Origin of the sequence: Thiohalobacter thiocyanaticus (assembly GCF_002356355.1) — a bacterium.
Taxonomy (GTDB): domain Bacteria; phylum Pseudomonadota; class Gammaproteobacteria; order Thiohalobacterales; family Thiohalobacteraceae; genus Thiohalobacter; species Thiohalobacter thiocyanaticus_A.
Genome location: NZ_AP018052.1, coordinates 1,014,412 through 1,034,621 on the forward strand (window position 1 = coordinate 1,014,412; position 20,210 = coordinate 1,034,621).

A 20,210-nucleotide genomic window follows, 5' to 3' on the forward strand; every position below is an offset into this window, starting at 1 on the left:
GCCCGTCACTTGACCAGCCCCGTGAAGCCCATGAAGGCCAGCGACATCAGCCCGGCCGTGATCAGCGCGATGGACGCCCCCTGGAAGGGCGCTGGCACATCGGCCGCCGCCACCCGCTCGCGGATGGCGGCGAACAGTATCAGCACCAGGGAGAAGCCGACCGCGGCGCCGAAGCCGTAGACGGCCGACTCCATGAAACCGTGGTGCTGCTGCACGTTGAGCAGGGCCACGCCCAGCACCGCGCAGTTGGTGGTGATCAGCGGCAGAAAGATGCCCAGTACCTGGTACAGCAGCGGGCTGGTCTTGTGCACCACCATCTCGGTGAACTGCACCACCACGGCGATGACCAGGATGAAGGTGATGGTGCGCAGGTATTCCAGCCCCAGCGGGGCCAGCAGGTATTCATTGGCCAGATAGCTGCAGATCGAGGACAGGGTCAGCACGAAGGTGGTGGCCAGGCCCATGCCGGTGGCCGTTTCCAGTTTGCGCGACACCCCCATGAAGGGGCACAGCCCGAGGAACTTCACCAGGACGAAGTTGTTCACCAGGACGGTGCTGATCAGGATCAGGAGGTATTCGGTCATAGCGTACAGGGTAAAGGCTGCCGCGGGTGGATAACAGTGACTGCGGCTGGGGTTTCAGGCCCAATACCGCAGCGATTCAGGGGTATGGTCGCCCGCTATTATAACGAGCCTGCCCGTCGGGTGGGGCGGGGCGCACTGATTCAGATCAATCACTTCACCTTCATGCCCGGCTGCGCGCCGCTGTCCGGATTGAGGATGAACAGGTCGCGGCCGCCGGGGCCGGCTGCCAGTACCATGCCTTCGGAGACGCCGAAGCGCATCTTGCGCGGGGCCAGGTTGGCCACCATCACCGTCAGCCGGCCTTCCAGCTGCTCAGGCGCGTAGGCCGACTTGATGCCGGCGAACACGGTCCGGGTCACGCCGTCCAGGTCCAGGGTCAGCCGCAGCAGTTTGTCGGCCCCCTCGACCTGCTCGGCCCGGGCGATGCGGGCCACGCGCAGGTCCACCCTGGCGAAATCGTCGAAGGCGATTTCCGGGGCGATGGGATCCTTTGCCAGCGGGCTGTCGGCGGTCGGGGTGGCCTGTTCCGCCTGTTTTCCGGGCTCGGCGGCCATATCCGCCTGCGATTGTTCGAGCATGGCTTCCACCTCCTTCGGTTCGATGCGGGTCATCAGGTGCTTGAAGGCATTGACCCGGGTCGGGACCTGCTCCAGATCGTCCCAGCACAGGTCGCGGTCCAGCCCGAACAGTTCGCGCGCCACGCGGGCGGCGGTCGCCGGCAGCACCGGGGCGAGATAGATGGACAGGACGTAGAAGGCGTGCAGGGTGCGCGAGCAGACCCGCTGCAGCTCGCTGCGTCGGCTCTCGTCCTTGGCCAGGATCCAGGGCTTTTCGGCATCGAAGTACTCGTTGACCTCGTCGGCGATCTGCATGATCCGGCGCATGGCCTCGCCGTAGCGGCGGTTCTTGTAGGCCTCGGCGATCAGGTGTTCGCCGCCCTTGACCCCTTGCCAGTAGTCTTCGTCGCCGAACTGGGCCGCAGGCGCGAGTTCACCGTCGAAGTGTTTGGTCAGGAAGCCCGCCGCGCGGCTGGCGATGTTGACGTACTTGCCCACCAGGTCCGAGTTCACCCGCTGGATGAAGTCCTCCAGGTTGAGGTCGATGTCGTCGATGCCGTCGGAGAGCTTGGCGGCGAAATAGTAGCGCAGCGCCTCGGGATTGAGGTGATCGAGATAGGTGCGCGCCTTGATGAAGGTGCCGCGGGACTTGGACATCTTGGACCCGTTCACGGTGAGAAAACCGTGGCAGAACACCTTGGTCGGGCGGCGCAGCCCGGCGCCTTCGAGCATGGCGGGCCAGAACAGGGTGTGGAAATAGGCGATGTCCTTGCCGATGAAGTGATACAACTCGGTCTCCGAGTCCTTCTGCCACCAGTCATCGAAGTCCAGGCCGGCCTTCTCGCATAGCTGTTTGAAGCTGGCCATGTAGCCGATGGGGGCGTCCATCCACACATAGAAGAACTTGCCGGGGGCATCCGGTATCTCGAAACCGAAGTAGGGGGCGTCGCGGGAGATCTCCCAGTCCTTGAGCCCGCCCTCGAACCACTCGTTGAGCTTGGCGGCGATGGCCGGCTGCAGCTGGCCGCCATGGGTCCAGGCGCGCAGCGACTGCTCGAAGTGGCCCAGGTCGAAGAAATACTGCTCGGTGTTCTTCATCACCGGGGTGGCGCCGGACAGGGCGGAGACCGGGTTCTTCACCTCGGAGGGTTCATAGGTGGCGCCGCACACCTCGCATGAATCCCCGTACTGATCCTCGGCGCCGCAGCGCGGGCAGGTGCCCTTGATGAAGCGGTCCGGCAGGAACATCTGCTCCTGCGGGTCGAAGGGACGCTGGATGGTGCGGGTGTGGATGTGGCCGGCCTCAAGGTTGGCCAGGTAGATCCGGCTGGCGAGCGCGCGGTTCTCCTCCGAATGGGTGCTGCCGTAGTTGTCGAAACCGATCGAGAAGCCGGCGAAATCGGCCTGATGTTCTTCCGCGACCCGGGCGATCAGCGCCTCGGGGCTGACGCCCTCGGCCCGGGCGCGCAGCATGATCGGGGTGCCGTGGGCATCGTCGGCGCAGACGTACCAGCACTGGTGGCCGCGCAGCTTCTGGAACCGCACCCAGATATCGGTCTGGATGTACTCGACCAGGTGCCCCAGGTGAATCGGTCCGTTGGCGTAGGGCAGGGCACTGGTGGCCAGGATTCGGCGCGGGCTGTCTGACATGGGTACCTCTGGGTGCGGCGGGGCGCTCCGCCCGGTGCGGAACGCCCTCAAAACCTTGTGCATTCTGGGTTATAGCGCGAGCGAGGGCGAATTATGACATATTAGCCCGCCAGCGTGGCCGCAACCGGTGCCGGCGGGCGGGAGCCAGAGACAGGTCCCCGGCATTTTGGGTAGAATACGCGGCCAGATCATCGGGGTGTCCGGACAGCCGGGCGCCTGAATCCAGAAGCATTCGGAGGTTGAACGGATATGGCTGAGGCAACCCAGGCGCAAATCGAGACCGCGCTGAAAGACTACGTCGATCCCTACATGGAAAAGGATCTGGTCAGCGCGAAGTGCATCAAGGACATCGCTGTTGACGGCGGCAGGGTCACCATCGACGTGGTGCTGGGCTTCCCGGCCAAGGGTTACGAGGACGAGCTCAAGACCGGCCTGGCCGAACTGGCCGGCAAGGTCGAGGGCGTCAGCGACGTGACCGTGAACATCTCCACCAGCATCGTCTCCCATGCCGTGCAGAAGGGCGTGGAGCCGATCAAGGGCATCAAGAACATCATCGCCGTGGCCTCCGGCAAGGGCGGCGTGGGCAAGTCCACCACCGCCGTCAACCTGGCCCTGGCCCTGGCCGCCGAGGGCGCCAGCGTGGGCGTACTGGACGCCGACATCTACGGCCCCAGCATGCCGCGCATGCTGGGCGTGCACGGCCAGCCCGAGTCCAAGGACGGCAAGACCCTGGAGCCCATGGTCGCCCATGGCGTCCAGGCCATGTCCATCGGTTTCCTGGTCGACGAGGAGACGCCGATGATCTGGCGCGGCCCCATGGTCACCCAGGCGCTGCAGCAGCTCCTGAACGACACCAACTGGGCGGAACTGGACTACCTGGTCATCGACCTGCCGCCGGGCACCGGCGACACCCAGCTGACCCTGGCCCAGCAGGTGCCGGTCAGCGGCGCGGTCATCGTCACCACCCCCCAGGACATCGCCCTGCTGGACGCGCGCAAGGGCCTGAAGATGTTCCAGAAGGTCGAGGTGCCGGTGCTGGGCATCGTGGAGAACATGAGCATCCACATCTGCAGCAATTGCGGTCACGAGGAGCACATCTTCGGCGAGGGCGGCGGCCAGCGCATGTCGGAGCAGTACGATGTCGACCTGCTCGGCGCCCTGCCGCTGGATATCCGCATCCGCGAAGAGACCGACAACGGCAAGCCCACCGTGGTGGCCGAGCCGGAGGCGCGCATCTCCCAGATCTACCGTGACATCGCCCGGCGCACCGCGGCCCGGCTGTCGACCCAGGCCAAGAACTACGCGGCCAAGTTCCCCAAGATCGTCATCCAGAACAACTGATCGGCAGGGGAAGTCGCCACAGGACCGGCCCGGAGGTTATACTCTGGGCCGGTTTTTTGTGGGCGGTCTTTTCGTATCGCAAGAGAAGTCAAACAACATGAGTATCAAATCCGACAAGTGGATCCGCCGCATGGCGGAACAGGAAGGCATGATCGAGCCCTTCGTGCCCGGCCAGGTGCGTGAGCACGAGGGCGAGCGGATCATCTCCTACGGAACCTCCAGCTACGGCTACGATATCCGCTGCTCGGAAGAGTTCAAGATCTTCACCAATATCAACTCGGCCATCGTCGATCCCAAGGACTTCTCCGCCGACAGCTTCGTCGATGTCACATCCGACGTCTGCATCATCCCGCCCAATTCCTTCGCCCTGGCGCGCACGGTGGAGTACTTCCGCATCCCGCGCAACGTGCTGACCATCTGCCTGGGCAAGTCCACCTACGCCCGCTGCGGCATCATCGTCAACGTCACCCCGCTGGAGCCGGAGTGGGAGGGTCATGTGACACTGGAGTTCTCCAACACCACCCCGCTGCCGGCCAAGATCTACGCCAACGAGGGGGTGGCCCAGGTGCTGTTCCTGGAATCCGACGAGGTCTGCGAGACCTCCTACCGGGATCGCGGCGGCAAGTATCAGGGCCAGCGCGGGGTGACCCTGCCCAAGGCCTGAGCCTGGTTATGTGAAGCGTCAGAACACCTGAATCGCAAAGGCGCGGAAGGCGCGAACAAATGGTTTCATAAAACCACTCCACGCCCGCTTCAATACCTTAACGCAATGACGGTAACGGCAGTGACGTCCGCTATCTGGCCATGATCGGGTTTATCCCTTCGCGCGCCTTCTGCGCCTTTGCGGTCCAGTAGTTTCAGGCCGATTTCTGCTTCAGGCGCTCGTTCTCGTTGAATACCGACAGGTACTGCCCTTCCATGGCGGCGTATTTGCGCTCCAGCGCGTTGAGTGCCTTCTCCTTGGCCAGCAGCTGATTCTCGAATTCCCGGATCTTCTCGCTGGACTGCTCCGCGGCGAAAAGCTCCTGGCTGTGCAGGATCGAGATGTGTTCCTGCAGGAAGCGGTTTTCCTGCTCCAGCCGGTCCATGGTCTGGGCCATGTCGGCATTCTTCCGGGCCAGCTGCTGCAAGGCCTGCCGGAGCCGGTTCTTGTCGTTGAGTTCGAGCTGCAGCGAGTCGATCTCCAGCATCAGTTCGTTGATGCGCGATTTCTGACCGACGATGATGTCGCGGACCTGCGCCATCTCGCTTTCGATGTGCATGACCATATCGGACATGCTCTCCACGGCGCCCTTGTCCTCGGGCCGGGGCGGCAGTCCGCTGCGGTTGCTGACGCCGGCCTGCAGCATGATGCTGCGCAGCTGCTTGTCCACGTGTTCCAGCATCTCGCCCATGGAGATGTTTTCCGCCCGCAGCCGCTCGAGCATCTGCTGCATTTCGGGCGACTGCATCTCGACCGGAATGGTGCGGGTGATCTCCTCGTGGACCTGAAGATTGAGTTCCTGGGAATCGCTCAACTTCTGCTTGAGGTCGAAGAACATGGTCTTGAAGGTCTCCAGGTTCTCGACCCGGTTGCCGTACTGCTCGACCCGCTCCTGCAGGGACTGGATCAGTTCCTCCCTGACAGCGATGGCACTGGCGGTATCGTCCCCGGGTGGGCTGGGCAGGGCCTGGAGCAGGGTGTCCCAGAACAACTCATGGTCGGGGGTGCTGCGGTCCCAGGCGGCGCGTTCGGCCTCCAGCAGCCGCAGGCGCAATTGCAGCAGCCGGATACCGGCCGGCGAGCTGACGCCGTCGCTGCTCATCTGCCCGAGGCGGGTGCGGGTGCGGTTGATCTGGGCCTGGAGAAATTCACTCCAGTCGGTGGCGGTAGCGCCGGCCTCACCACCGAGACCGCTGCCCAGCGCGCGCTGCAGGCGCTGATTCTGGCGATACAACACCCCCACGATCACCATCAGGACGATGATGATTTCGAGCAGACCGAGTAGCCAGAGCAGCAGATTTGTCATGATCTGCGCTCAGTCGGATGCGGTGGGCTGTACTACTCCCTGCTTGTGGATGATGCGCCGGGCCATGCGCCAGGGTGCCTCCGGACACGGGTGCGGGGTGTCGGAATGTCAAATGTAGTTCACATTCCACTTATCGGAAGGTGGGCGCCCGGCTTTAGAAACCCCTTATGCAGTGTGGCAAAGAGTCAGCCGGTATTGCGCATCCCGGCGGCGATGGCGTTGATGGAACGCAGCAGCGGGTCGCGCCAGGCCTCACGGTCGGCCTCGCCCAGCGACTCATTGCGGTAGCGCTTGAGCAGGGTGACCTGGATGTGGTTCAGCGGGTCCAGGTACGGGTCGCGCCGGCTCAGCGACAGGTGCAGCGAGGGCGTTTCCTCCAGCAGCAGCTGGATATCGGCGATGTTCAGGACCTGGGTCAGGGTGCGTCGGAACTCCTCGCGGATGGTGTCATAGATGTGCGCGGCCTGATCCGGGTCATGGGCCAGGCGGGTGTATTCCCGGGCGATGTCGAATTGCGCCTTGAACAGCGACATCTGGATGTTGCTGAGCAGGGCGCGGAAGTAGGGCCACTCCCGGTACATGGTCTGCAGCTTGGCCAGCCGGTTGGGGTCGTTGTTGCGCCACTGTTCCAGTGCCGAACCCAGGCCGTACCAGGCCGGCAGGGTATGGCGCGACTGGGCCCAGCCGAACACCCAGGGGATGGCGCGGATCGATGACTTGGAACGGTTGGCCTTACTGCGGTGGCTGGGCCGGGAGCCGATGTTGAGCAGCCCGATCTCGTCGACCGGACAGACCTCGTAGAAATAGTCCAGGAAGCCCTCGGTGCGGTCGGTCAGTTCACGGTAGACCGCCTCACCCGTCCGGGTCAGGGCGTCCATGATGCCCAGGTAGTCCTCGCGATCATGGGGGACTTCCTGGACCACGCAGCGGCTGGCCTTCATCAGGCCGGTCAGGCCCATGGTCAGCTCGTAGACGGTGGTCTCGAGCTGGCTGTACTTGTAGGACAGCACCTCACCCTGCTCGGTGAACTTGATCTGGCCGTGCACCGTACCCGGCGGCTGCGCCAGGATGGATTCGTGGGTGGGACCGCCGCCGCGGCCGATGGTGCCGCCGCGGCCGTGGAACAGCCGGCAGTCCACGCCCAGCTCGGTGGTCATGCGGATGATCTTCTTCTGCGCCTCGTACAGGTTCCAGCTGGAGGCGACGATGCCGCCGTCCTTGCAGGAGTCGGAGTAGCCCAGCATGATCTCCTGCTGGTTGCCGGAGGCGGCGAGCAGGGCGCGGTAGGTGGCATTGTTGAGCAGCGCCTGCAGCACCTCCTCGACGTGGGACAGGTCCTCGATCGTCTCGAACAGGGGGCTGATGCGGATGCGACAGTGCCAGTCGCCGTTGTTCCTTCCGGCCAGGCGGTTGAGCCAGGCCAGGTACATCACCTCCATCACGTGGCTGGCGGTGTGGGTCATGGAGATGACGTAATTGCCGAAGGCGTTGGGGCTGATCTCGTCCTGCATGCGCTGCATAACGTCGAACACCGCCAGGGTCTCGCGGGTGGATTCGCTGTAACTGTCCGGCGCCAGCCGCGGCGGCGCGCCGGCGGCGATCCGCTCGGCCAGACACTGCAGCCGGCCGGCCTCGTCCAGGGCGTTGTAGTCGGCGCCCTCGAGCGCCTGCAGGATCTCGGCCACGGCCTCGGTGTGGCGGGTCGATTCCTGGCGGATGTCGAGTTGCAGCAGGAAGAAGCCGAAGGTCTCCACCAGCCGGATCAGGTCCTGCAGCTTGCCATCGGCGATGCGGGCATCCCCGTGGCTGACGAGCGAATCCCGGATCAGGCACAGATCGCTCAGCAGTTCCTGTTCGTGAAGGTAGCGGTCCTCGCAGCCGGGGCAGTCCGTCTCGTCCGCCTCCAGCTTGGCATTGAGCAGGGTGAGGTTCTGACGCAGCCGGTAGCGCATGACATAGAGCTTGCGCCGATAGGGTTCGTGCTCGAAGCGGTGCGGATGGTCCCGGAATGCGCTGTCGCCGTAGCGCTTGACGTCCTCGGCCAGCGCGGCGCTGAACTCGGGCGTCGGTGTGATCAGGTTGCTGGAATGGGTCAGCAGGTGGCGCAGCGCGTCCAGCCGGCGCATGTAGCAGATCACCGCCTCGCGCATGTGCAGGTGCAGCGCCATCTCGGTGGTTTCGGGCTTGACGAAGGGATTGCCGTCCCGGTCGCCGCCGATCCAGGAACCGAAACGCAGCAGGGTCGGCGTGTTGACCGGTTGTCCTTCCAATTCCTCGCCGTAGGTGCGGCGGATGGACTTCTCCAGGTTGCGATAGAGCGTAGGGATGGCCTCGAACAGGCTTTCGCGGAAGTAGAACAGGCCGTGGCGGATCTCGTCGACCACCCGCGGACGGTGGGTGCGCACCTCGTCGGTCTTCCACAGGATCTGGATCTGGCTCTCCAGTTCCCGGATAACCTCCTGGCGCTGTTCCCGGTTCAGGCGCTGGTCGAGCTGCTCGCTGACCACGAAGATGCGGCGCAGCGCCTCCATGATGGTGCGGCGCTTGGATTCGGTCGGGTGGGCCGTGAACACCGGCAGGTACAGGGTCCGGTCGAGCAGGGTCTGGAGCTGGTCCGGGCCGATGCCCTGCTCGCGGAACTGGCGCAGGGTGTCGTCGAAGGAACCCAGCCACAGGCGCTTGCCGGTGCTGACCTCGCGCCGGCGCTGGCGGTGCTGGAAGGCCTGCTCGGCGATATTGACCAGGCTGAAGTAGACATTGAAGGCGCGCACCACGTGGGTGAGGATGGCCGGGTTGAGCTGGTCGATCATCCGCATCAGGCGGCTGCGCAGCTTCGGGTCGTCGACCTTGCGCAGGCGGATGAAGCCCTTGCGCAGGGTCTCCACCGCGTCCAGCACCTGACCGCCTTCCTGATCGCGCAGCACGTTGCCGAGCAGGCTGCCCAGCAGGCGCACGCGGGCGCGGAGTTCCTTGTCGCGGGGTTGATCGATCATGGCCCACATCGCCGTCTGCTGCCCAAAAGAACGCGCATTATACCTGAGTGGTCTCCGGCTGACAGGGGCGGCATCAACGCAGAGGACGCGGAGGCGCGGAGAAAACAGAGAATTGCCGGGTGTGGTATGCAGGTCGGGTTAGCCCGCAGGGCGTAACCCGACGCCTGTCCTCGTGCCTGTCGGGTTACGCTGCCGCTAACCCGACCTACGTGCCTGCACGCTTATGTAGATTCTTTGATTTCAATAACTTTGCGCCTCTGCGTCTTTGCGTTCTCTGCGTTTCCATTACCACGGCCGGATAGGATCACCGCCCGCCCAGGGCGGTTTCGTAGAGTTGCAGATACTCGGCCGCGCTGCGCTTCCAGCTGAAGTCCTGGCGCATGGCGGTCTGGACCAGTTGCTTCCATGCCTGTGTCTGCGGATACAGGTGGAGGGCGCGACGCAGTGCCTCGGCCAGGGCCGCCGGTGTGGCCTCGTTGAACACGAAACCGGTCGCCGTGCCTGCAGCGCGGGCCGTCGCGTCGGCGTCGATCACGGTGTCGGCCAGGCCGCCGGTGCGCCGGACCACCGGGAGGGTGCCGTAGCGCAGGCTGTAGAGCTGGTTCAGTCCGCAGGGTTCGAAGCGCGAGGGCATGACGAACATGTCCGCGCCGGCTTCGATGCGGTGCGCCAGGGCCTCGTCATAGCCCAGACGCAGACCGATCTTGTCCGGGTGTTCGGCCTGCAGCGCCTGCAGCCGGGCCTCCAGTTCCGGCTCGCCGCTGCCCAGCAGCACCAGCTGCGCCTCCCCGGCCAGCACCTGCGGCAGGCAGTCCAGCAACAGGTCGATGCCTTTCTGGGCCACCAGCCGGCCGATGTGGGCGAGCAGCGGAATCTGCGCCTGCTCCGGCAGGTCGAACTCGCGCTGCAGCGCGGCCTTGTTCGCGGCCTTGCCGGCCAGCGAGCGGCCGTTGTAGGGGTGCGGCAGGTGGGGGTCCTGGTTCGGATTCCAGATGCGGTAGTCGGCGCCGTTGAGGATGCCGCGCAGCCGGTCCGCGCGGATCTGCAGCAGGCCTTCCAGGCCGCAGCCGAAGGCCGGGGTCCGGATCTCCTCGGCGTAGGTCGGGCTGACGGTGGTGATCCAGTCGGCGAACACCAGCCCGCCCTTGATGAAGGAGAACTGGTTGTGGAATTCCAGCGCATGCAGGGACCACCAGTGTCCGGGCAGGCCAAGATCGCGGAACGTCTCCCATGCGAACAGTCCCTGGTAGGCCAGGTTGTGGATGGTGAACACGGTGGCCGGCCGCTTCGGCTCGAGGCTCAGCAGCGCCGGCACCAGGCCGGTTTGCCAATCGTTGCAGTGCACCAGGTCGGGCTGCCAGTCCAGGCCGGCCCGGTCCAGGGCCAGTTCGACCACGCTGCGGGCGAAGGCGTGGAAGCGCTGGGCATTGTCCGGCCAGTCCTGCCCGTCCGGGCCCAGGTAGGGATTGCCGGGGCGGTCGAAGTATTCCGGGATATCCACCAGCCAGACCCGCAGGCGGCTGTCGGGCAGCCGGGTTTCGTGCAGCTGCACCGGAACCGTGCAGCCCGGGGGCTGGATCAGGGCCAGGGTTTTGACCCCGGGCAATTGTTGCGTCACGCTCTGGTAGGCGGGCAGTACCAGGCGCACGTCGTGGCGCTGGTTCTTCAGCGCCCGGGGCAGTGCTCCGGAGACGTCGGCCAGGCCGCCGGTCTTGATCAGGGGGTGAACTTCGCTGCTGGCGAAGAGGATCTTCATCACGGTCTGCCTTCTCGGTTGGCGGTTCGGTTTCATCCGCAGGGGTAAATAATGCAAGAGGAGCGCCAGTTATGCGATTGGCAATGATCGGCCTGGGCCGCATGGGCGGCAACATGGCCCGCCGCCTGCGTCGCGGCGGCATCGAGGTGGTCGGTTACAACCGCAGCCGGGAGGTCGTCGATACCCTGGCCGCCGAGGAAGGCCTGATCCCGGCCGATTCCCTGGCCGATGCCGTCAGCCGGCTTGCCGCGCCGCGGCTGGTCTGGCTGATGCTGCCCGCCGGCGCGGTGACCGAATCCCATCTGGAGCAGTTGTCCGATCTGCTGGAGGCCGGCGATATCGTCATCGACGGCGGCAATGCCAACTACCATGACAGCCAGCGTCGCGGCGACCGGCTGGCCGAACGGGGCATCCACTTCGTTGATGCCGGTACTTCGGGCGGCATCTGGGGTCTGGACAACGGCTATTGTCTCATGGTCGGCGGCGAGGCGGCCGCCATCGAGGCGCTTGCCCCCGCCCTGAAAGCGCTGGCTCCGGCGCCGGACCGTGGCTGGGCCCATGTCGGCCCGGTGGGGGCCGGGCACTTCACCAAGATGGTCCACAACGGCATCGAGTACGGCATGATGCAGGCCCTGGCCGAGGGCCTGGCCCTGCTCAGGGGCAAGGAGGAATTCGGGCTGGACCTGGCGCAGATCAGCGAGTTGTGGCGCCACGGCTCGGTGGTGCGCAGCTGGCTGCTGGATCTGAGCGCCGAGGCCTTGCAGCAGGACCAGGACCTGGCCGACATCGCGCCGGTGGTGGCCGATTCCGGCGAGGGCCGCTGGACCGCCGTCGAGGCCATCGACCAGGGCGTGGCCCTGCCGGTGATCAGCCTGGCCCTGGCCATGCGCTTTGCCAGCCAGGACGAGACCGGCTATGCCAACCGCCTGCTGGCCATGATGCGCAATGCCTTCGGCGGCCATGCGGTGGAGAAGCGCTGAATCAGCTTTGGCGGACAGACAGGACGACACATGACCGAGAGCTGCACCTTTGTCATCTTCGGCGCCACCGGCAACCTGGCGCAGAACAAGCTGCTGCCGGCACTGTATCACCTGGAGCAGGCGGGCCGTCTGCCCGCGGACATGCGGGTGCTCGGGGTGGGGCGACGCGATTGGGACGATGCGGGCTGGCGTAAGGTGGTGCAGCAGGACCTGGAGTCACGCGCCCGCGGCGGGCTGGATGCGGAGTTGTTCGCCCGTTTCAGTGAGCGGCTGGATTTCTTTCAGGGCGACCTCAATGACACCGCCATCTACGCCAGGCTGAAGGAGCGGCTGGAAAGCGGCGGCCGTTATCCGGGCAATATCGCCTTCTACATGGCCATCAGCCCGGCCGATTTCGGTGTGGTCAGCCATGAACTGGCCGCCGTGGGCCTCAACAACGGGGCCGACGGCTGGCGCCGGGTGGTGATCGAGAAGCCCTTCGGCTCGGATCTGGAAAGCGCCGAGATCCTGGATCGGCGCCTGCACCGGGACTGGGGCGAGCACCAGCTCTACCGCATCGATCATTATCTCGGCAAGGGCACCATCCAGAACATTCTGGTGTTCCGCTTCGCCAACCTGATGCTGGAACCGCTGTGGAACCGCAACTACATCGACCATGTGCAGATCACCCACGCCGAGTCGCGCGGCATCGAGCAGCGTGCCGGCTACTATGACGCCGCCGGCGCGCTGCGCGACATGGTGCAGAGTCACCTGCTGCAGATGCTCACGCTGGTGGCGATGGAGCCGCCGGCGAGTCTGGATGCGGACTCCCTGCACGACGAGAAGGTCAAGGTGCTGCGTTCCATCCGTCCCATTGCGCAGAGTGCGGTGCACGCTCACGCCTTTCGGGCCCAGTACACCCGTGGCTCGGTGGGCGGTGAAAAGGTGCCCGGTTATCTGGAAGAGGCGGGCGTACCCGCCGACAGCAGCACCGAGACCTACTGTGCCCTGCGGCTGTTCATCGACAACTGGCGCTGGCGTAATGTGCCCTTCTACCTGCGTACCGGCAAACGCCTGGCCGCAAACAATTCCATGATCAGCATCCGTTTCAAGCATCCGCCGCAGCAGTTGTTCCGCGAGACCCACATCGATCGGCTGGAACCCAACTGGCTGCTGATGAATATCCAGCCCAACGACTGTCTGCGCCTGGAACTGCAGGTCAAACAGCCGGGGCTGGAGCTGCTGACCGAAACCCAGCGCCTGGATGCCGCCAGCTGTGGCCTCGCCGAGGCCGGTATCGATGCCTACGAGGCGTTGCTGCTGGACGTGATGGAGGGAGACAGCTCCCTGTTTCTGCGCTACGACGAGGTTCAGTGGGCCTGGCGGGTGGTCGACCCGCTGCTCAAGGTCTGGGCCATGGAACGCGATTACATCCACACCTACCCGGCCGGCAGCTGGGGTCCGCCCGAGGCCAACCGCCTGTTCCTGCGCGAGGACCAGGACTGGCGCAATAGGCTGGAGACGGATGGCTGAAGCCGGGTAGGATGGGTGGAGCGCAGCGCAACCCATCATGACGCGTTGAGTCGATGGGTTGCGGCGCTATGCGCCTTCACCCATCCTACGTGATCCCACGCTGTTGGTTGTCGTCAAGGACTGAATGTCATGACCGAGCTTACCCGTTCCCCCGCCTGGCAGGCATTGAATGCGCATTACGAGGCCATGCGCGACTTCCAGATGCGCGAGGCCTTCGAAGCCGATCCGCAGCGGTTCGAGAAGTTCTCACTGCGCCTGGGCGACATCCTGCTGGACTATTCCAAGAACCGCATCACCGAGCAGACCCTGAAGCTGCTGATGGACCTGGCCCGCGAGCGCGGGCTGCCGGCCTGGGTCGAGCGCATGTTCGCCGGCGAGCACATCAACGTGACCGAGGATCGGGCGGTGCTGCACATCGCGCTGCGCAATCGCGGCAACCGTCCCGTGGAGGTCGATGGCGAGGATGTCATGCCGGCGGTCAAGGCCGTGCTCGAGCGCATGCGCCGCTTTACCGATTCGGTGCGCGGCGGCGACTGGCGCGGACACACCGGCGAGCCCATCCGCGACGTGGTCAACATCGGCATCGGCGGCTCCGACCTGGGCCCGCTGATGGTCACCGAGGCGTTGAAGCCCTGGACCCGCGAGGGGCCGCAGGTGCACTTCGTCTCCAATGTCGACGGCAGCCATATCGCCGAGACGCTGCGCCCGCTGCGCCCCGAGACCACCCTGTTCGTCATCGCCTCCAAGACCTTCACCACCCAGGAGACGCTGACCAATGCCCGTACCGCCCGCGCCTGGCTGCTGGAGCAGCTCAGCGATGAATCAGCCGTGGCCAGGCATTTCGTGGCCGTTTCCACCAACGCCGACAAGGTGGCCGAGTTCGGCATCGATACAGCGCACATGTTCGGATTCTGGGACTGGGTCGGCGGGCGCTACTCGCTGTGGTCGGCCATCGGTCTGCCTATCGCGCTGGCCATCGGCATGGAGCGGTTCGAGGAACTGCTCGACGGTGCCCACGCCATGGACGAGCACTTCCGGACGGCGCCGCTCGAGACCAACCTGCCGGTGATCCTGGGGCTGCTGGGCATCTGGTACATCAATTTCTTCGGCGCCGAAACCCATGCCATCCTGCCCTACGATCAGTACCTGCACCGCTTTCCGGCCTATTTCCAGCAGGGCGACATGGAGAGCAACGGCAAACGGGTCAACCGTGACGGCGAGCCCGTGGACCATGCCACCGGCCCGGTGATCTGGGGCGAGCCGGGGACCAACGGCCAGCATGCCTTCTATCAACTCATCCACCAGGGCACCCGGCTGATCCCGGCCGATTTCCTGGCTGCGGCCGAGCCGGCGAATCCGCTGGGCGCGCATCACCGCATCCTGCTGTCGAATTTCTTCGCCCAGACCGAGGCCCTGATGTGCGGGCGCAGCGAGGCTGAGGCGCGGGCGGAGTTGGAGGCGCAGGGGCTGAGCGGCGAGGCGCTGGAGCGGCTGTTGCCGCACAAGGTCTTCCCCGGCAACCGGCCCACCAATTCACTGCTCTATCGCCGGCTCGACCCCCGCACCCTGGGCAGCCTGATCGCGCTCTATGAGCACAAGATCTTCGTCCAGGGCGTCGTCTGGAATATCAATTCCTTCGATCAGTGGGGCGTGGAGCTGGGCAAGCAGCTGGCGAGCGCCATCCTGCCGGAACTGGAGGCGGACGGAGCGGTTACCGCTCACGACGCATCCACCAACGGATTGATTAATTACTATAAACAGTTATGTTCGTAGCAACCGATCAGGATAATAATGGGAACAGCAGAAGGGGAGGGGTATGAATACGGAGGATCCCTGGTCCGCGGTACACGGGGCAGTTCGACGGCATCCGGAATACGAGCAGGGCTGCCGGCACCTGGCGGCCGGCGACGCCGCCGCCGCGGCCGCCTGCTTCGAGACAGCCGAGCAGCAGTCCGCACCGGATGACGTCTACAGCAACCTCTATACTGCCGCCCGCGGCTATGCCCGGGCGCTGCTCAATGACCCCGCTGCCCTGAACCTGTGCCGGAGCGCCGCCCGTGCCGAGCGCTACGACGGCGATGTCCACGAGTACCTGGCCAAGGCCGAACTGCACCTGCAGCACCGCAAGCAGGCCTGCGAGGCCATTGTCCGCGGCCTGCGGGCCGATCGTACCCACGCCGGCTTGCGCCAGCTGCGCCGGCAGATGGGCATTCGCCGGCCGCCGGTACTGGGTTTTCTCAGCCGTGACAATCCGCTCAACCGCCTGATCGGCCGGCTGACCTACCGCCGCGGGGCCGGCCGGTCCGGCCCCCGCAAAAAATGATATACTTCGCGGTTCGAGTCGGCCGGGCAGTCGCGGGGATCCACGGGATCCTCGAGGAAAGTCCGGGCTCCACAGGGCAGGGTGCCAGGTAACGCCTGGGGGGCGCGAGCCTACGGAAAGTGCCACAGAAAACACACCGCCGATGGCCCACGGGCACAGGTAAGGGTGAAAAGGTGCGGTAAGAGCGCACCGCGCGGGTGGCAACACGCCGCGGCAGGGTAAACCCCACCCGGAGCAAGACCAAATAGGGAGGCCAGGATGCGGCCCGCATCGCCTCCGGGTAGGTCGCTTGAGACAGCCGGTGACGGCTGTTCCAGAGGAATGACTGTCCCCGACAGAACCCGGCTTACAGGCCGGCTCGATTTGACTCGCCCGTCATTGCGAGGAACGAAGTGACGCGGCAATCTCGTCCACGTTGCCGCATAACGAGATTGCCACGCCGCTGAAGCGGCTCGCAATGACGGTCAATTTTTACCCGGATACGTTGAGTATCAATGCCAGGCAAAGTCTACATCCGCACCATGGGGTGCCAGATGAACGAGTACGATTCGGCGCGCATCGCTGACGTGCTGGCGGCCTCCCATGGCCTGGACAAGACCGACCGGCCCGAGGAGGCCGATGTCCTGCTGCTCAACACCTGCTCCATCCGCGAGAAGGCGCAGGAGAAGGTCTTCTCCCAGCTGGGGCAGTGGAAGACCTGGAAGGCCGAACGCCCGGAACTGGTCATCGGCGTCGGTGGCTGCGTGGCGAGCCAGGAGGGCGAGGCCCTGCGTGAGCGCGCGCCCTATGTGGATCTGGTATTCGGGCCGCAGACCCTGCACCGCCTGCCGGAGATGCTCACCGCCGTGCGCCGCGAACGGGCGCCGGTGGTGGACATCTCCTTCCCCGAGATCGAGAAGTTCGACCGCCTGCCCGAGCCGCGCGCCGAGGGCCCGACCGCCTTCGTTTCCATCATGGAGGGCTGCAGCAAGTACTGCAGCTTCTGCGTGGTGCCCTACACCCGCGGCGAGGAGGTCAGCCGGCCCTTCGACGACGTCATCGCCGAGGTCGCCGTCCTGGCCGCCCAGGGCGTGCGCGAGGTCAACCTGCTGGGCCAGAACGTCAATGCCTACCGCGGGCCTATGCACGACGGCGAGACCGCCGACCTGGCCCTGTTGATCAGCTATGTGGCCGCCGTCGACGGCATCGAGCGCATCCGCTACACCACCTCGCATCCGCTGGAGATGAGCGACAGCCTGATCCAGGCCTATGCCGAGGTGCCCGAACTGGTCAGCCACCTGCACCTGCCGGTGCAGAGCGGTTCGGACCGTATCCTGGCGCAGATGAAACGCAAGCACACGGCACTCGAATACAAGGCCATCATCCGCCGGCTGCGCGAGGCGCGGCCGGACATCAGCATGTCCTCGGATTTCATCATCGGCTTTCCCGGCGAGACCGATGCCGACTTCGAGGCCACCATGCAGCTGATCGAGGACATCGGCTTCGATCATTCCTTCAGCTTCATCTACAGCGCGCGTCCCGGCACGCCGGCCGCTTCGCTGCCCGACGATGTCGATATGGCCACGAAGAAGGCCCGCCTGGCCCGGCTGCAGCAGCGCATCAGCGAGATGGCTGCGCAGATCAGCCGCGATATGGTCGGGACGGTGCAGCGTATCCTGGTCGAGGGACCCTCGCGCAGGGATCCGGCGCAGCTGGCCGGGCGCACCGAGAACAACCGGGTGGTGAACTTCGACGGCGCGGCCGATCTCCCCGGTCGGTTCGTCAACGTCCGCATCACCGAGGCGCTGCCCAATTCGCTGCGGGGCGAGTTCGTCGCGCTGGCCGAAGACACGGCCGCTGATGTCGCCAACTGGATGTAACGCCCGCCCCTGCCTGTCATTGCATACCGACCGTCTTGACCCAGAAACCCAAAGCCTGTGATTTCCTGCTGGAACCGCCCGACAACGAGCGGCTGGCCAGTCTGTGCGGTCAGTTCGATCAGCACCTGCGCCAGATCGAGCGCCGGCTGGGGGTGGAGATCAACAACCGCGGCAACCAGTTTCATGTCATCGGCGAGGGCCGGGCCCCGGAGGTTGCCGGCGATGTACTGCGCCATCTCTATGCCGAGGCCGAGGGCCGGATCCTGACCCCGGCCGAGGTGCATCTTGCCCTGCAGCAGGCCAATGCCGAACTCGAGGCCGAGCCCGAGGCGGAGCAGGTCGCCGAGGTGCGCATCCGCACCCGCAGCGGCACCATTCATGGCCGCGGGACGAACCAGCGCCAGTACCTGGCCTGCATCCGTGACCACGATCTGAGCTTCGGTATCGGCCCGGCCGGCACCGGCAAGACCTACCTCGCCGTGGCCAGCGCCGTTGCCGCACTGGAACAGGAGCAGGTGCGGCGCCTGATCCTGGTGCGCCCGGCAGTGGAGGCCGGCGAGCGGCTGGGTTTCCTGCCCGGCGATATGGCGCAGAAGGTCGACCCCTACCTGCGCCCGCTCTACGACGCCCTGTACGAGATGCTGGGCTTCGACAAGGTGAGCAAACTGATCGAGCGCCAGGTGATCGAGGTTGCCCCGCTGGCCTTCATGCGCGGGCGCACCCTGAACGAGTCCTTCATCATCCTGGACGAGGCCCAGAACACCACGGTGGAGCAGATGAAGATGTTCCTCACCCGCATCGGCTTCGGCTCCACCGCCGTGGTCACCGGCGACGTCACCCAGGTGGACCTGCCGCGAGGCACCGTCTCCGGTCTGCGCCACGTGGTCGACGTGCTCAAGGAGGTCGAGGGCGTGAGCTTCACCTTCTTCAGCGCCCGCGACGTGGTGCGCCATCCACTGGTGCAGCGCATTGTCGCCGCCTATGCCCGCCAGGACCCGGCGGGCGGAGAGGGCGCGTGAGCGCGGCCGCGGTATCGCAACCGGCCCTGGTGCTGGACCTGCAGATCGAGACCGGCGCCGGCGATGTGCCGTCCGCGGCCGATTTCCAGCGCTGGGCCGAGGCCGCCTGGCGCGGCGACGGGGGCGCGGAACTGACCCTGCGCCTGGTTGACGAGGCCGAGAGCGGCGAACTGAATCAGGCCTATCGGGGCAAGGAAGGGCCCACCAATGTGCTGTCCTTCCCGGTCGACGCCGCCGAACTGCCCGGCCTGGAGCTGCCGCTGCTGGGCGATCTGGTGATCTGCGCCCCGGTGGTTGCGCGCGAGGCCGCCGGCCAGGGCAAGACCGCCGAGGCCCACTGGGCCCATATGGTGGTGCACGGCATGCTGCACCTGCAGGGCTACAATCACCTCGAAGCGGCCGAGGCCGAGGTGATGGAAAGGCTTGAAACCGACATCCTGCGCCGCTTAGGCTATCCCGACCCTTACCGGGAGGAGTGAAGTGTTCAAGAGCGCCACGGAATACACGGAAAGCACGGACAATTTCATTATTGCTTGGTAGGTCGGGTTAGCGCAGCGTAACCCGACAGGTTCGGCGCCAATGTCGGGTTACGCCCTGCGGGCTAACCCGACCTACATATGGTGGGACAATTTTTATTTGTCCGTGCTTTCCGTGTATTCCGTGGCGCATTTGACTTTAAGGGATCAGATCACAGTTTATTCCCCTGGATGAGCTGTCATGTGTTCCCTGACCTGAAACGACAATGAGCGAAGACCGATCTAGCAACGGTTCCACCCAGCGCAACTGGTTCGAGCGCATCAGCCAGGTGCTGCTGGGGGAGCCGAAAGACCGTGAACAACTGGTGGAGTTGCTGCGCGATGCCCAGGCGCGCAACCTGCTGGATGCCGATGCCCTGGCCATGATCGAGAGTATCCTGCAGGTCTCCGAGATGCAGGTGCGCGACATCATGATCCCGCGGGCACAGATGGTGGTGGTGCGCCGCGACGCCTCGCTGGAGGAGATCCTGCCGACCATCATCGACTCCGGCCACTCCCGCTTTCCCGTGATCGGCGAGAACCGCGACGAAGTGGTCGGTATCCTGCTGGCCAAGGACCTGCTGCGCTATCGTATCCAGCCGGAGGAGGCGTTCAGCATCCGCGACAGCATGCGGCCGGTGGTCTTCATCCCCGAAAGCAAGCGGTTGAACGTACTGCTCAAGGAATTCCGTCTCAGCCGCAACCACATCGCCGTGGTGGTGGATGAGTACGGCGGTGTCGCCGGCATGGTCACCATCGAGGACGTGCTGGAGCAGATCGTGGGCGAGATCGCCGACGAGCACGACATCGAGGAAGGCGTGTTCATCCTGCAGCGCTCCGAGACCAGCTACATGGTTAAGGCGCTGACTCCGATCGAGGATTTCAACGAGTATTTCGGCACCGACTTCAGCGACGAGGAATTCGACACCGTCGGCGGCCTGGTCGCGCACGAGTTCGGTCACCTGCCCAAGCGCGGTGAGTCGGTGGTGATGGGACGTTTCGTGTTCAAGGTCACCCGCGCCGATAACCGCCGCATCCATCTGCTGGCCCTGGATATCCGGGAGGAAGCCGATACCCCGGTCATGACGGGGCCGGGCGGGGCATGAACCCGG

The 20,210-nt window shown here is 65.2% G+C and carries 15 protein-coding genes and 1 other RNA gene; 11 read left to right on the forward strand and 5 right to left on the reverse strand.

The features are described 5' to 3' along the window. Positions 1–5 precede the first annotated feature (5 nt). A complete protein-coding gene (gene rsxA / locus CFK21_RS04745) occupies positions 6–584 on the reverse strand; it encodes an electron transport complex subunit RsxA (RefSeq protein WP_096365270.1) in 579 nt (192 codons plus the stop codon). 149 nt (positions 585–733) lie between these two features. Beyond that, positions 734–2,791 carry a methionine--tRNA ligase gene (gene metG, locus CFK21_RS04750; RefSeq protein ID WP_096365272.1) on the reverse strand — a complete coding sequence of 686 codons (2,058 nt, stop codon included), beginning with the start codon at positions 2,789–2,791 and terminating at the stop codon, positions 734–736. A 249-nt stretch (positions 2,792–3,040) separates the two neighbouring features. Here metG and apbC point away from each other — a divergent pair, with 249 nt between their 5' ends. Then, on the forward strand, positions 3,041–4,132 hold the full coding sequence (apbC, locus tag CFK21_RS04755; protein WP_096365274.1) for an iron-sulfur cluster carrier protein ApbC: 1,092 nt from the start codon (positions 3,041–3,043) through the stop codon (positions 4,130–4,132). A 97-nt stretch (positions 4,133–4,229) separates the two neighbouring features. Next, positions 4,230–4,796 (forward strand): dCTP deaminase, encoded by a 567-nt coding sequence (gene dcd, locus CFK21_RS04760; protein ID WP_096365276.1) that lies wholly within the window; start codon positions 4,230–4,232, stop codon positions 4,794–4,796. Between the two features lie 193 nt (positions 4,797–4,989). Here dcd and CFK21_RS04765 read toward each other — a convergent pair whose 3' ends face one another. From CFK21_RS04765 to glgA, 3 genes are all read right to left on the reverse strand, one after another. Next, on the reverse strand, positions 4,990–6,141 hold the full coding sequence (locus CFK21_RS04765; RefSeq protein ID WP_096365278.1) for a hypothetical protein: 1,152 nt from the start codon (positions 6,139–6,141) through the stop codon (positions 4,990–4,992). A gap of 185 nt (positions 6,142–6,326) precedes the next feature. Beyond that, positions 6,327–9,134: a phosphoenolpyruvate carboxylase gene (gene ppc / locus CFK21_RS04770; protein WP_096367491.1), complete on the reverse strand. Its 2,808-nt coding sequence runs from the start codon at positions 9,132–9,134 to the stop codon at positions 6,327–6,329. Between the two features lie 304 nt (positions 9,135–9,438). Beyond that, complete coding sequence (gene glgA / locus CFK21_RS04775; protein ID WP_096365280.1) at positions 9,439–10,890, reverse strand: glycogen synthase GlgA; 1,452 nt, start codon at positions 10,888–10,890, stop codon at positions 9,439–9,441. 71 nt (positions 10,891–10,961) lie between these two features. Between glgA and gnd the strand changes: the two genes are divergently transcribed. The 9 genes from gnd (at position 10,962) to CFK21_RS04820 (ending at position 20,204) form a co-directional block, all read left to right on the forward strand. Continuing rightward, complete coding sequence (gene gnd, locus CFK21_RS04780; protein WP_096365282.1) at positions 10,962–11,870, forward strand: phosphogluconate dehydrogenase (NAD(+)-dependent, decarboxylating); 909 nt, start codon at positions 10,962–10,964, stop codon at positions 11,868–11,870. Between the two features lie 30 nt (positions 11,871–11,900). Then, entirely contained in the window at positions 11,901–13,382 is a 1,482-nt protein-coding gene (gene zwf, locus CFK21_RS04785; protein ID WP_096365284.1) for a glucose-6-phosphate dehydrogenase, read from the forward strand. Positions 13,383–13,511: 129 nt separating this feature from the next. Next, entirely contained in the window at positions 13,512–15,155 is a 1,644-nt protein-coding gene (gene pgi / locus CFK21_RS04790; RefSeq protein WP_096365286.1) for a glucose-6-phosphate isomerase, read from the forward strand. A 43-nt stretch (positions 15,156–15,198) separates the two neighbouring features. Then, entirely contained in the window at positions 15,199–15,705 is a 507-nt protein-coding gene (locus CFK21_RS04795) for a hypothetical protein (RefSeq protein WP_096365288.1), read from the forward strand. A 14-nt stretch (positions 15,706–15,719) separates the two neighbouring features. Then, an RNA gene (gene rnpB, locus CFK21_RS04800) (RNase P RNA component class A) lies at positions 15,720–16,070 on the forward strand. Between the two features lie 129 nt (positions 16,071–16,199). Next, the gene (miaB, locus tag CFK21_RS04805) at positions 16,200–17,564 is read left to right on the forward strand and encodes a tRNA (N6-isopentenyl adenosine(37)-C2)-methylthiotransferase MiaB (protein WP_096365290.1); all 1,365 of its coding nucleotides are present in this window, start codon (positions 16,200–16,202) and stop codon (positions 17,562–17,564) included. A gap of 35 nt (positions 17,565–17,599) precedes the next feature. Further along, positions 17,600–18,583 carry a PhoH family protein gene (locus CFK21_RS04810; RefSeq protein ID WP_096365292.1) on the forward strand — a complete coding sequence of 328 codons (984 nt, stop codon included), beginning with the start codon at positions 17,600–17,602 and terminating at the stop codon, positions 18,581–18,583. Continuing rightward, positions 18,580–19,062 (forward strand): rRNA maturation RNase YbeY, encoded by a 483-nt coding sequence (gene ybeY, locus CFK21_RS04815; RefSeq protein WP_096365294.1) that lies wholly within the window; start codon positions 18,580–18,582, stop codon positions 19,060–19,062. Before CFK21_RS04810 ends, ybeY begins: the two co-directional genes overlap by 4 nt. A 263-nt stretch (positions 19,063–19,325) precedes the next feature. Beyond that, positions 19,326–20,204 (forward strand): HlyC/CorC family transporter, encoded by an 879-nt coding sequence (locus CFK21_RS04820; RefSeq protein ID WP_096365296.1) that lies wholly within the window; start codon positions 19,326–19,328, stop codon positions 20,202–20,204. The last annotated feature ends 6 nt before the right edge of the window (positions 20,205–20,210 follow it).

Bases quoted from the DNA above. Each gene is read 5' to 3' on its own strand.
- CFK21_RS04820 (WP_096365296.1), top strand. From the start codon at position 19,326: ATGAGCGAAGACCGATCTAGCAACGGTTCCACCCAGCGCAACTGGTTC.
- pgi (WP_096365286.1), top strand. From the start codon at position 13,512: ATGACCGAGCTTACCCGTTCCCCCGCCTGGCAGGCATTGAATGCGCAT.
- gnd (WP_096365282.1), top strand. From the start codon at position 10,962: ATGCGATTGGCAATGATCGGCCTGGGCCGCATGGGCGGCAACATGGCC.
- CFK21_RS04795 (WP_096365288.1), top strand. From the start codon at position 15,199: ATGAATACGGAGGATCCCTGGTCCGCGGTACACGGGGCAGTTCGACGG.
- CFK21_RS04765 (WP_096365278.1), bottom strand. From the start codon at position 6,141: ATGACAAATCTGCTGCTCTGGCTACTCGGTCTGCTCGAAATCATCATC.
- dcd (WP_096365276.1), top strand. From the start codon at position 4,230: ATGAGTATCAAATCCGACAAGTGGATCCGCCGCATGGCGGAACAGGAA.
- glgA (WP_096365280.1), bottom strand. From the start codon at position 10,890: ATGAAGATCCTCTTCGCCAGCAGCGAAGTTCACCCCCTGATCAAGACC.
- ppc (WP_096367491.1), bottom strand. From the start codon at position 9,134: ATGATCGATCAACCCCGCGACAAGGAACTCCGCGCCCGCGTGCGCCTG.
- miaB (WP_096365290.1), top strand. From the start codon at position 16,200: ATGCCAGGCAAAGTCTACATCCGCACCATGGGGTGCCAGATGAACGAG.
- apbC (WP_096365274.1), top strand. From the start codon at position 3,041: ATGGCTGAGGCAACCCAGGCGCAAATCGAGACCGCGCTGAAAGACTAC.
- zwf (WP_096365284.1), top strand. From the start codon at position 11,901: ATGACCGAGAGCTGCACCTTTGTCATCTTCGGCGCCACCGGCAACCTG.
- metG (WP_096365272.1), bottom strand. From the start codon at position 2,791: ATGTCAGACAGCCCGCGCCGAATCCTGGCCACCAGTGCCCTGCCCTAC.
- rsxA (WP_096365270.1), bottom strand. From the start codon at position 584: ATGACCGAATACCTCCTGATCCTGATCAGCACCGTCCTGGTGAACAAC.